This window comes from Pedobacter sp. GW822-FHT03F06 (assembly GCF_058801365.1).
The window spans coordinates 1-12,318 of sequence record NZ_JBXANE010000012.1 but is presented as its reverse complement, the minus strand read 5'-3'; the positions used below and the strand labels follow the sequence as shown (position 1 = coordinate 12,318).

Here is a 12,318-nt window from a genome sequence, read left to right as displayed (position 1 = left end):
CCAGACTAAAGACTTCAGACTTATTTATAAAATCTCCACATACCCATCCGTTCCGTTTAACCGAATGCACTGCCTGTCTTTGATCAGTTTGGTGGCATTTTCTACGCCAACCACCGCCGGCAGGCCATATTCTCTTGCAATCACCGCACCATGTGTCATTAATCCACCAACTTCTGTAACCAGGCCTTTTATAGAAACGAACAATGGGGTCCAACTCGGGTCGGTAAATGGGGTAACCAGTATATCTCCATCTTCCAGATCAGCATCTTCCACGTTTAGGATTACACGTGCCCGTCCTTCAATCATTCCTGAAGAAACCGCTAAACCTACAATGGCCTCTGCCGGTAGGTGCTCGCGATTGTACTTACCTGTGATCACTTCGCCATCAGAGGTAATTACCCGTGGCGGTGTAAGTTTCTCGTATTTGCTATACTCTTCTTTTCTTTCAACAATAAGCTGGTAATCAATTTGATGTGTGCGCACCACGTCACGAAGTTCTTCAAAAGTGAGGTAATAGCTATCTTCTTTTTCATGAAAAACACGAGCATTTACAAGTTTTTCGATTTCTTTTAACAAGGCCTGCTTATAAACGAAAAAGCGGTTAACAATGCCGTATTTTGGATATTCACGATAACCGGCAAAATTTCGGAGCAAACTGATCATTTGTTTTGTTTCCAGGGCTTTTTGTTCACTATCTGGTAAATGAGCCAATCTGCTCAGTAGTTCATTTTCCTTTTTTAAAGCCTCCTGTTTCCCTTGTTCAAATTTTCGCTTACCAGCATTGGGCTCAAAGTTTTTGATATTGCTAAGGATTAAGGGAATTAATATCGATGGTTTTTCGCTCCAGCGTGTATTCGTAATATCAATTTCTCCCGCACACCGCATGCCGTATTTTTCGAGATATGCGTAGATTGCATTCTGGGTTTCCTTGCCGCCATCAAATTGAAGCAGGTTATCTAAAAAATTACCCTTCTTTGTCTCCTGTAAATAATTAATTAGCGCTGGATAAGGACGGATTACATCTGCAACATCCAATAATGCCAAGCCCATTTCTGAAGTAATATTGTTGGGCGCCGACTGAGACAGTGCATCTGCCGGATTTTTTTCACCCAACCATTCTCCCAATTTTTCATTGAGCCAGGATGAAGCATTCATCGCGGCGATGATCACCCCCATGTGCTGCGAATCAAATACCATCTTCTTTGATTGCTCGATGTCTTCCAGGATAAAATCAAAAAGATCTGATCCTGATTGCGTTTGGATATTTTGTTTTAGTGTTTCTACTGATGCCTCATTAGTTTTGATCAGATCAGCAACTATAATAGGGTTATTTCCTACTTGTGCTAAAATATTGGCAGCCGACAGCCCCTTAGTACTTTTGGCCAGCACGGGTACCTTTCCGTCATCTGGTAGTTGTTTTATAAAATCGCCTCTTTCTGTGATGGTGATCAATGCATCTTTGATGAGCGGATCATGTTGTCCCATCGCATCTAATAAATTCGTCCTCCCAGCTGCGGTAGCCAGACTATCTGTTACATCAACAAACAATCTTCCCCCGGCTTTAAACATTGGCCTGGCTGCCCTTAACTGCCATAACGATAACCCTAATGGCTTCATGGCATCAGTCATCATTTGTTGATGGCCAACAGATATATATACATGATTTTCGGCGTCGTTTGTTTCTGGAATGGGGTATAAAGTGGTAATTGGCCTACTCTGCACCATATAAAAGATATCATCAACCAAACACCATTCGATGTCTTGCGGATGGCCAAAATGTGTTTCGATCTTCCTGCCCAATTGCTCAAGCTGTAAAATCTGTCCATCTGTAAGCACTTGCCTATTTTGCTCTTCCGCTGAAAGCGCTTGGGATTTTGTACCGCCATCCTTTAAGGCATAAATGGCCAGTTTCTTAATTGATATTTTTTTATTGATAATCCTGCCACTGCAAACCTGATAATTATCGGCATTTACCAGACCCGAAACCAATGCTTCACCCAGCCCAAAACTGGCATCAATAGATAACATTTTCCGATTCCCGGAAACCGGATCTGCTGTAAATAAGATTCCTGCTGCCTGTGGAAAAATCATTTTCTGCACAATGACAGCTAATTGCACCTTCCGGTGGTCAAAACCGTTCTGGATGCGGTAAATTACCGCCCTATCGGTAAACAATGAAGCCCAGCACTTGCTGATATGTTTTAAGATTGCTGTTTTTCCGATAACATTCAGGCAGGTATCTTGCTGACCTGCAAACGATGCTGTTGGCAAATCTTCAGCGGTAGCACTAGACCGCACAGCAAAAGCCTCATATTTGTCAAAACCAGCAAGATACTTTCCGATCTCTTCGGCAATATCTTCCGGAATGGATATGTTTTCAATAAGTGTCCTGATTTTGGCGCTGGTTTTACTAACCGCCTGCAGATCTCCTCTTTTGAGCTGGCTCAACCCATCCAATAAACGATTAAGTACCTTATTGTTTCCTGTTATTTCTTGATAGGCTCCGGTGCTTATGCAAAAGCCCCGTGGCCCTTGCATCCCGTCAATTTTGGATAGCTCGCCAAGATTGGCGCCCTTGCCCCCAACTTCTAAAACATCAGACCTGTCGATTTCCTGAAAATCAATTACATATTTACCCATATTTTTCCTGTTTTTATCTGGTAGATATTTAGTTCTTCCTTAGTCGCTCGAAACCAATTTAGCCTTGTTTATCAACACCTTAAGCTCAATTTTAAAGGAAGTAAAAAGCCAAAAATATAAGCTATAAAGTACCCAAACAACGTTTTTAACTATATTTTTCAAAGCGCAATAATGGTAGAAGTATTGGCGTTATCCTTACAACAAAGCAGCAATAATTAAGGTAAAATTATCTCGGATTTTCTCCCAAGCAAGGTGCTTTAGCTTCCCTCATTAAAAAAAACCGTCATTTAGACTACAAGCAAACTCAATTTGGCTACATCAGCACGTGCGCTTTGCTGCAACTTTGTATTGTTAATTTAAAACAATCAAAAATGCAAAAGACAATTTTTATTACAGGAGCTTCTACAGGTTTGGGAAATGCTGCTGCCAAATTATTTCAGCGCAAAGGTTGGAATGTAATTGCCACCATGCGCAACCCTGAAAAAGATACAGAATTAGGTGCATTAAGCAATGTTACCGTACTTCCTTTGGATGTGACCGACCTTGCTCAGATCCAATCGACTGCAAAAAAAGCAATTGAACAGGGTGTAGATGTCGTATTTAACAATGCTGGCTATGGTTTAATTGGGCCATTAGAAGCACTGAGCGATGAACAGATCGTAAAACAACTTAACACAAATCTGTTGGGTGTAATCCGTGTTACGCAAGCATTCATTCCTTATTTCAGAGCAAAGAAGGAAGGTTTGTTTATCTCTACAACTTCTATCGGCGGATTAATCGCTTTCCCACTAGGCTCAACCTATCATGCTACAAAATGGGCATTGGAAGGCTGGAGCGAAAGCATGGCTTTTGAGCTAAACACTTTTGGTGTAAACATCAAAACCGTATCGCCAGGTGGAATTGCAACAGATTTTTCAGGCCGTTCTTTAGAACTGGCAAGCAACGAAGATTATGATCCGATGGTACAATCAATGATGGCGGGTTTTGGTTCAATGATGGAAACGGCCTCTTCTCCTGAGCAAATTGCTGAAGTTGTGTATGAAGCGGCCACAGATGGCAAAAACAAACTGCGTTATGTAGCTGGTGAAGATGCCAAGGCCTTATATGCACAGCGACTGGCACAGGGTGATGAAGCTTTTAGGGCAGATTTTGCCAAGCTATTTTTAGGTAATTAATTACCGAGGGCAATGCAGACCCAATGATTTGTGTTGCCCTAATATTTGTACTTTTATATTATGGAAAAGAAAACTCCTTTACGCATTTCAACAATCTCTGAAATACACGCGTTGCTTCAGGTTCCCAAACCTGTCCATCCATTGATCAGTTTAGTCGATAATTCGCTGATGGTCACCGACACAGAAATGTTGGATCGCCCGTTTTTTTTCAACTTTTACAAGATTTCCTATAAATATTCAACAACAGGCCGAATGGGCTACGGACAGGGTTATTACGACTTTAACGAGGGTGGTATGATGTTTACTTCACCAAACCAGGTGATTTCTGCAGATAATGAAGCTAAATATTACGGGGCTACACTTCTGTTCCACCCCGACCTCATCCGGAACTATCCGCTAGGATCGACCATAAAGAAATATGGTTTTTTCTCGTACGAAACCAATGAAGCGTTATTTCTGTCAGACAAGGAGAAGAAAATAATTTTAGGACTATTCGATAATATTAATGATGAGTTAAACACTTCAATTGATGAAATTAGCCAGGATGTGTTGGTGTCTTATATCGAAGTGTTGCTCAATTATAGCAACCGTTTTTACAAACGTCAGTTTATTACCCGAAAGGTGGTTAACAATGATGTACTGACTAAAATAGAACACTTATTGGAGGATTATTTTACTGATGAAAAATCTTTAGTTAGCGGATTGCCAACAGTTGAATATCTGGCCGCAGAAGCAAACCTTTCGCCACGTTATTTAAGCGATATGCTCAGGGCTTTGACCGGGCAAAATACCCAACAACTTATTCACGAAAAGTTAGTTGAAAAAGCAAAAGAAAAACTTTCGACGACTGAATTGTCAGTGAGTGAAATTGCCTACCAACTGGGTTTTGAGCATCCACAATCATTCAGTAAGTTCTTTAAAACAAAAACGCATTTATCTCCCCTGGAGTTTAGGCATTCTTTTAATTAGAACGGGGATAGATCTAAAGCGGAGAGGGCGGGATTCGAACCCGCGGTACCTTGCAGTACACACGCTTTCCAAGCGTGCTCGATCGACCACTCTGACACCTCTCCGTGCTGGATTGCAAAAGTATATTTTTTATTGATAAAAAAAATGCTCCCGATTAAAATCAGGAGCATTTTATAAATATGATATTAGAAATTAATCTATAACCGTAATTTTTAACATGTTGGTTTTACCTTTTGCTTCCATTGGGATAGCGGCAGTATTGATGATGATATCACCTTGTTTAACCAACTTTTTGCTTTTTAAGAATTCGTTCACCTCAATAATGGTGTTATCGGTACTTTCCCATTTATCGTAATAGAAACCTCTTACCCCCCAAAGTAAACTTACTGCATTTAATAATGCCCTGTTGCTGGTAAAAATAAAAGTTAAAGCTTCCGGACGGTGACTTGAGATTTCGAAAGCAGTGTAACCGCTTAAAGTCATTGATACAATACCCACTGCGTTGGTTTGTTTCGCTAAGAAACAAGCTGAATCGCAAATGGCATCGCTTAAGAAAGATGGCGATTTTGGTTTTAAAAATTTATCAGGATTGAAAGGATAGTTGTTCTGCTCAATGTTCTGGATAATTTTTTGCATGGTTTCGATCACGATCAACGGAAATTCTCCAACTGAAGTTTCGCCGCTTAACATCACTGCATCAGCACCATCTAAAACAGAATTCGCCACATCATTCACCTCTGCACGTGTTGGGCGAGGTGTGGTGATCATACTCTCTAACATTTGTGTAGCCACAATTACAGGTTTAGAAGCTGCTCTACATTTAGCAACGATCATTTTTTGTAATAATGGAACTTCTTCCATCGGACACTCAACACCTAAATCGCCACGGGCAACCATAATACCATCTGTTACTGCAATAATCTCGTCGATATTGGCAATGGCTTCTGGTTTTTCGATTTTGGCAATTACACGTGCAGTTTTACCACGTTCTGCTATAATTTTTTTAAGTTCGATAATATCTTCTGCCTTACGCACGAAAGATAAACCAATCCATTCTACATCATTTTCTAAAACAAATTCTAAGTTTTCGCGGTCTTCTGGTGTTAATGAAGGAATAGAAACTTTAGTATTTGGAAGGTTTACACCTTTTCTTGAAGTTAAAATACCACCGTGAACAATCTCGCAAACTACTTCATCCTTTAAGTTGGTAGAAATCACTTTCATTTGAAGCTTTCCATCATCCAAAAGGATAATTTCGCCTGCCTGAACATCCTGAGGGAAGTTTTGGTAGGTGATGTAAATACGTTCTTCGTTACCAATACATTCGTTAGTAGTAATTACGGTAGTTTTACCATTGATGAGGTTAATGCCACCTTCTTTTACTAAACCGATACGGATTTTAGGTCCTTGTAAATCGGCAAGGATACCTACATTATAGTCGTATTTTTTGTTTAAATCGCGGATGGTATCCAAAACCGCTTGGTGATCTGCTTGTGATCCGTGCGAAAAGTTTAAGCGGCAAACATCTAAACCAGCGTTAAACATACTATATAATACATCTGGTTTTGCTGATGCAGGCCCAAGCGTGGCAACAATTTTAGTTCTCGAATGAAAAGGTTTCATTTAATTAATTGATTTTAGCAATGCAGTTTAAAGCATTAATTATTATCTAAAATAATCAAACTGCATCAAATTTTATATATTTTGTTCTTTTGTTCTTTGTTTGTAACCGTCAAATATAGTGTATTTAATACACCAAGTATATAATTTTTATATTACCAAATTCTCACGGCTCTTTAACTTGGCCGGATCTATCTTTGCAGCCACCTGTATATCAGGCAGTTTATTTAAACCGTTGATTAAATAATCCAAATCTTCCTTATCGATAAATTCTTTAATAATAATAAAAAAATCTACCTTGTTCATCTCCGGAATTAGAAAGCCATCGCTGCTTTTATTGCAAATTAAGTAGTATTCTACCTCACCTTGCTCTACAAAAAAGTAATATTTCGAGAAAGACCAGGCTGGTTCGTCGATATTAAAAAATATTTCATGATCTTCTATTTTTTCAAATTGAGTATTTAACCGGGTATTAATTTTGTGGCAAAGCACATAGTCTTTTAGGGGTGCTGTGATCGCAATTAGTATAAAATCAAGGTCTAAGGTAAGTTTTAGGTAAGTCTTATTCAAAGCGAAATAAATTATTTACAGAACGAAATTAAAAAACTAATTCTATATTCGCTGTGTTATTGAGATACCAAAATTACGTATCGAAATAAAAACATTTGAAAATTGTAAGAATTTATTTTTCTTTGCACAGAATTATTTAACCATTAAATTATAAAATTATGTCTGATATTGCTTCAAGAGTTAAGGCTATTATCGTAGAAAAACTAGGTGTTGACGAAAGCGAAGTTACGCCAGAGGCTTCATTCACCAACGATTTAGGTGCAGATTCTTTAGATACCGTAGAGTTGATTATGGAATTTGAAAAAGAATTCAATGTAGCTATTCCTGATGATCAGGCTGAAACCATCGGTACAGTTGGTCAAGCGATTGCTTATTTGGAAAAAAACGTTAAATAGAATTACGCTTTTTCAGTATAAATGGAATTAAAAAGAGTAGTAGTAACAGGGTTGGGTGCGCTCACTCCTATAGGCAATAATGTTCCCGATTTTTGGGAAGGATTGACTAATGGGGTGAGTGGCGCTGCTCCTATTAAGGGTTTTGATACTGAAAAGTTCAAGACCAAATTCGCATGTGAGGTTAAAAATTTTAATCCGGAAGACTTTTTGGAGAAAAAAGAAGCCCGCAAGCTAGATCCGTTTGTACAATATGCTCTTGTGGCAACAGATGAGGCTGTGAAGGATGGTGGTTTTGATTTCGAAAAATTAGATACCAACCGGATCGGTGTAATCTGGGGTGCTGGCATAGGTGGATTGAAAACTTTCCTGGATGAAATTTCGAATTTCGCCAAGGGGGATGGTACGCCAAGATACAATCCATTTTTTATTCCTAAAATGATTATTGATATTGCTCCAGGGCATATCTCGATCAAATACGGCTTACGTGGGCCAAATTTTGCAACTGTTTCGGCATGTGCTTCTTCAACAAACGCAATGATTGATGCATTTAACTATATCCGCTTGGGTATGGCTGATGTAATTATCAGTGGCGGTTCTGAAGCAATCATTAACGAAGCGGGTATGGGTGGTTTTAATGCCATGCATGCATTATCAACACGTAACGAAGATCCGGCAACAGCATCACGTCCTTTTGATAAAGACCGTGACGGTTTCGTAGCCGGTGAAGGTGCTGGGACGATTATTTTAGAAGAACTTGAACATGCAAAAGCAAGAGGTGCAAAAATTTATGCAGAGCTTGTTGGCGGTGGAATGAGTGCCGATGCTAATCACATCACTGCACCACATCCTGAAGGTTTAGGTGCTAGAATGGTAATGACCAATGCACTAAAAGATGCTGGTTTAACAACTGCGGATATAGATTATATCAATGTACACGGTACTTCTACACCTCTGGGTGATATTAGTGAAACCAAAGCCATTGGTACATTATTTGGCGAAGATGCTTATCGTTTAAACATCAGCTCAACCAAATCGATGACTGGCCACCTTTTGGGTGCAGCTGGAGCTATTGAGGCTATTGCAGCAATTCTTTCTGTTAAAAATGATATTGTTCCTCCAACAATTAATCACTTTACAGATGATCCTGCATTTGACCCTAAATTGAATTTTACTTTTAACAAAGCGCAAAAACGTACCGTTAGAGCTGCTCTAAGTAATACATTCGGTTTTGGCGGCCATAACGCTTCTGTTATTTTTAAGAAATACGAAGATTAATTTAAAACTGCCCTGCTATATAATTTTGTATGCTAGTTAAAAATAGATAACTTAGTTAAATATGCTAATTAGCCGTTAATTGTGTTATTTATTTAATGCCGATATTAAAATTATATAAACTTTACCTCTCTCCCGAAAAGGAGTTTGTTAAAAAGCTGAAAAACATTTTAGGCTTTGTTCCAGGCAATGTTACGCTCTATAAAATGGCGTTCAGGCATCGTTCTGTAGCAAAAGTTTTAAAAAATGGAAGCAGGAGCAGTAACGAACGCTTAGAATTTTTAGGTGATGCTGTTTTAGGTTCAGTGATTGCAGAACTGCTGTTTAAGCATTACCCCTACAAAGAAGAAGGTTTTTTAACCGAAATGCGTTCTAAAATTGTAAACCGGGCTAATTTAAATCAACTTGCAAAGAAAATTGGTTTTGATAAGCTTATTCAGTTCGATCAACGTTCCGTGAGCATACAAACCAAGCACAATTCGATGCTGGGCGATGCTTTTGAAGCCATAGTGGGCGCCATTTACATGGATAAGGGCTACAACTTTACCAAAGAATTTTTATTGCGTAGAATTGTAAAACCTCATATCGATATCCACACCTTAGAACTTACAGAAACAAATTTCAAAAGTAAACTGATCGAATGGTGCCAACGCCATGGTAAGGATGTTATGTTCGAACTGGCAGAGAATGGCGAAGGTGAAAGCGCTAAATTATTTACCATTAGTGCTGTAGTAGAAGGCGAAAAAGTGGGTACCGGACGGGATTACAACAAGAAAAATGCTGAAAAATTAGCTGCAGAGAAGGCTTGCGAAGCATTGAGTATATAAGTTCATTGGTTCAGTAGTCATTGGTTTATTTGGTTAATTGTATAAACTGGTTAATCGGTTAACTGAAATAGGAAAGCCTCAAAACTTTCGATTTTGGCTAAAGACACGCTCAACCCGAACACTAAACTGACTAAAGACTTCGGACTAAGGACTCTCAACTGAGAACTAAAACCTACTTACCCTTCCCTAATGTATCGGTAAATTTCTTCGACGATTCTTTAATGTATTTAATGTAATCGTAGCTGTTCCAGTGTTGTGCCTTATCAAATTCCGGGCGACAGTTTAACATGTATTTCTCTAGGGTATCACCTCTTAGTTCGGTGTTGTTTTTAATGATACTCTGATTGAAGTATACGTCAATCTGCGATTGTTTGATTTCATTGTCGGCATACCTGCCAAATCTTCGTGCATTTTTAGGATCGGAGCCAATTAAGTTGTATAGCGCATTTAACGGACTGAATATAGCAGACAAAAGCGTTGTTTTCCCACCGTTATATACGCCCTTGTTTTTAAACTCCTGCTTAATTTCGTCTAGATCCTGTTTTTTGGTATTTCCCCTAATGGTAACATCGGCCAGCGTAGTACTTCCTCTAACCAAATAAATTACCAGATCTTTTTCGCTGTTTACCACCACGCGCTGATCGATCAGATCCCTTTTAATTACCAGCAGCGTATCGCCGATTCTGGCTTTTAACTGGAACATACCGATATCATTACTGCCCACGCCTATTCCCGTACGCAGGTTGGTGATTTCTGATAATGCAATTCTGATATTCGAACCTTTTTCGATCACTACACCTTTCACAATAAAATCCTGTGCCTTTGCGAAGATGCTTATTGAGGTAAAAACGAAGAGTATAACGGCAAATTTAAAGTATTTCATGATGTGTTAATTTGTATGTTGCAAAGTATCGGTATATTTCTTAGCCGATTCTTTGATGTATTTCACCGCATCGTAATTGTTCCAATTAATGGTCATACTGCGCGTTGGATAGTAATCTAGCAGAAATTTGTCCAGATCTTTTCCGGTTAAGGAAGTATTATTCGAGACTAGATTTTTATTAAAAAACTTATCTACCTCGATTAAACTTAGCTCCTTTTTATAATAACGGCTAAAATTACGTGCTCTTGCCGGTGTTTTTCCAAAAAGCTCATAAAAAAATGTTATCGGACTCCCACCAAAAGGGTTTAACAAAATTAATGGAGGTTTACCTGCATAAAATGAGCCATTTCGTTTCAGGTCTCTTTTTATACTTTCCATTTCCTGCTTTTTGGTTTGTCCTTTAACCGTAACTTCCTCTAGCATGGTACTTCCCCTGATCAGATAAACAACCAGATCATCATCTGTTTTAACGACTACTTTTTGCTCATTCAAGTTTCTTTTTTGAATCAATAATGTATCACCAGTGCGGGCACTTAACTGAAATAGGCCAATATCGTTACTTGTGGCGCCCATTTTACTACGCATGTTGGTAATTCCTGCTAAAGCAATCCGTACATTCGAGCCTTTTTCAATTACTACACCTTTCAGCACAAAATCCTGCGCTTTTACTTTTAAGCCCTGCATTAAGATAATTGATAGAAGAATAATTTTTAAATGCTTCATCGCGTTAAATGGCAAGTTAAATTATCTGGTAGCGCAAATTGGCTTTCTATTTTAACAGCAGATCGGTTCTGTTGTTTGTTTCCTGCTTTAATTGTTACATCTTGAACAGAAAACTAATTTATCTTTCTTAATGAAGGGAAATACTTTCCCATCTACCAATATTTTTGTAAAATTAACATTTGTTAACCTTGCAAACTGTTAAATAAACGTTAATACATATGAGAAAACTAATGGGTGGATTTTATTTGCTCTATTCGGCAATTATATTTTTCTTGCTTATGCTTGTCGTTTGCCCATTTATTCTGATCAGCACAGGTATTTTTAAGGAAAAAACAGGAAGAAAAATTTCATTCTATTTTTTAAAATTCTGGGCATGGAGCTTTAGCGTTTTTACTTTTTTATGGTTTACCGCCGGTGGAGAAAAAATTGACACTTCGCGGGCTTATATCTACGTAGGTAATCACAGTTCATTTTTAGATGCTGTTGCCATTGTAATCTGCATTCCACAGGCCTTCAGTCCGCTAGGAAAGATCGAAATGCTTAAAATCCCTGTGTTTGGCTGGATTTACAAACGTTTAGTCGTGATGATTGATCGAAGTAGCCGGGAAAGCCGCGACCATTCTGTAGCCGAACTGAGAAAAGACCTGGCCGATGGACAATCAATATTGATTTTCCCCGAAGGAACGATGAATAAATCGGATCAACCTTTAAATCCATTTTATGATGGCGCCTTTCGCTTAGCCATAGAAACCCAAACAACGATTTTACCTTTTGCGATATTAAACAGTAAAGCACATTTACCAAGGACAAATCCACTTTTACTTAACCCCGGGATGATTAGAACAGTATTTGGAGAAGCCATTGAGGCGAAGGGATTGGTTGCCGAAGATATTGAAGAACTGAAGCGAAAAACATTTAATGCCATTTTGAGCTTGTTGGAAAAGTAGCGTAATGTTGCATTTTATTAGAAAATGAAGGCTCTGGTACTTTTGGCTAAACCAGCCCTGCTGTCCGTTTTATCCCGATGGAAGAATCGGGATGCTCACTTCCATCAGGTTTAGGAATAGCGGTTCTGCACCCTGTAGGTAACAGGATCCTGCCAAAAACTACTCCACGTTGTACATAAACCCGATTGCAGCGAACACGTAGTGTAACGGAGTAAAGCGTAAAGGTACTGTCTTTAAAAGCAAATAAAAGTTGATAAAATTTTATCTTCTGAGAAGCATTAATTTAAATGCTTTCTA

General features: G+C 38.7%; 11 protein-coding genes and 1 tRNA gene. 6 read left to right on the top strand and 6 right to left on the bottom strand.

What is annotated here, in order from left to right:
* Positions 1 to 24 precede the first annotated feature (24 nt).
* The gene (ppsA, locus tag AC1RJ8_RS19595; protein WP_492955242.1) at positions 25 to 2,640 is read right to left on the bottom strand and encodes a phosphoenolpyruvate synthase; all 2,616 of its coding nucleotides are present in this window, start codon (positions 2,638 to 2,640) and stop codon (positions 25 to 27) included.
* A gap of 371 nt (positions 2,641 to 3,011) precedes the next feature.
* On the opposite strand from ppsA, the gene AC1RJ8_RS19590 reads away from it, so the two are divergent.
* Complete coding sequence (locus AC1RJ8_RS19590) at positions 3,012 to 3,815, top strand: SDR family oxidoreductase (protein WP_492955241.1); 804 nt, start codon at positions 3,012 to 3,014, stop codon at positions 3,813 to 3,815.
* Between the two features lie 60 nt (positions 3,816 to 3,875).
* Positions 3,876 to 4,784: a helix-turn-helix domain-containing protein gene (locus tag AC1RJ8_RS19585; RefSeq protein ID WP_492955240.1), complete on the top strand. Its 909-nt coding sequence runs from the start codon at positions 3,876 to 3,878 to the stop codon at positions 4,782 to 4,784.
* Between the two features lie 19 nt (positions 4,785 to 4,803).
* On the opposite strand, the gene AC1RJ8_RS19580 is transcribed toward AC1RJ8_RS19585, so the two are convergent.
* The 3 genes from AC1RJ8_RS19580 to AC1RJ8_RS19570 all read right to left on the bottom strand — a co-directional run bounded on the left by AC1RJ8_RS19580 (position 4,804) and on the right by AC1RJ8_RS19570 (position 6,974).
* A tRNA-Ser gene (locus AC1RJ8_RS19580) sits at positions 4,804 to 4,888 on the bottom strand.
* 88 nt (positions 4,889 to 4,976) lie between these two features.
* The gene (gene pyk, locus AC1RJ8_RS19575) at positions 4,977 to 6,407 is read right to left on the bottom strand and encodes a pyruvate kinase (RefSeq protein ID WP_057931851.1); all 1,431 of its coding nucleotides are present in this window, start codon (positions 6,405 to 6,407) and stop codon (positions 4,977 to 4,979) included.
* 147 nt (positions 6,408 to 6,554) lie between these two features.
* The gene (locus AC1RJ8_RS19570; RefSeq protein WP_029274996.1) at positions 6,555 to 6,974 is read right to left on the bottom strand and encodes an IPExxxVDY family protein; all 420 of its coding nucleotides are present in this window, start codon (positions 6,972 to 6,974) and stop codon (positions 6,555 to 6,557) included.
* Between the two features lie 158 nt (positions 6,975 to 7,132).
* Here AC1RJ8_RS19570 and AC1RJ8_RS19565 point away from each other — a divergent pair, with 158 nt between their 5' ends.
* From AC1RJ8_RS19565 to rnc, 3 genes are all read left to right on the top strand, one after another.
* Positions 7,133 to 7,369, top strand: a complete 237-nt coding sequence (locus AC1RJ8_RS19565) for an acyl carrier protein (protein WP_008508386.1) — start codon at positions 7,133 to 7,135, stop codon at positions 7,367 to 7,369.
* A gap of 21 nt (positions 7,370 to 7,390) precedes the next feature.
* On the top strand, positions 7,391 to 8,644 hold the full coding sequence (fabF, locus tag AC1RJ8_RS19560; RefSeq protein ID WP_029274997.1) for a beta-ketoacyl-ACP synthase II: 1,254 nt from the start codon (positions 7,391 to 7,393) through the stop codon (positions 8,642 to 8,644).
* Positions 8,645 to 8,739: 95 nt separating this feature from the next.
* Positions 8,740 to 9,468: a ribonuclease III gene (gene rnc / locus AC1RJ8_RS19555; protein ID WP_025145353.1), complete on the top strand. Its 729-nt coding sequence runs from the start codon at positions 8,740 to 8,742 to the stop codon at positions 9,466 to 9,468.
* Positions 9,469 to 9,640: 172 nt separating this feature from the next.
* Here the strand turns inward: rnc and AC1RJ8_RS19550 are convergent, their stop codons facing one another.
* Positions 9,641 to 10,351: a hypothetical protein gene (locus tag AC1RJ8_RS19550; protein WP_492955239.1), complete on the bottom strand. Its 711-nt coding sequence runs from the start codon at positions 10,349 to 10,351 to the stop codon at positions 9,641 to 9,643.
* Positions 10,352 to 10,357: 6 nt separating this feature from the next.
* Positions 10,358 to 11,074 (bottom strand): hypothetical protein, encoded by a 717-nt coding sequence (locus tag AC1RJ8_RS19545; RefSeq protein WP_492955238.1) that lies wholly within the window; start codon positions 11,072 to 11,074, stop codon positions 10,358 to 10,360.
* Between the two features lie 218 nt (positions 11,075 to 11,292).
* On the opposite strand from AC1RJ8_RS19545, the gene AC1RJ8_RS19540 reads away from it, so the two are divergent.
* Positions 11,293 to 12,021 carry a lysophospholipid acyltransferase family protein gene (locus tag AC1RJ8_RS19540; protein ID WP_492955237.1) on the top strand — a complete coding sequence of 243 codons (729 nt, stop codon included), beginning with the start codon at positions 11,293 to 11,295 and terminating at the stop codon, positions 12,019 to 12,021.
* The last annotated feature ends 297 nt before the right edge of the window (positions 12,022 to 12,318 follow it).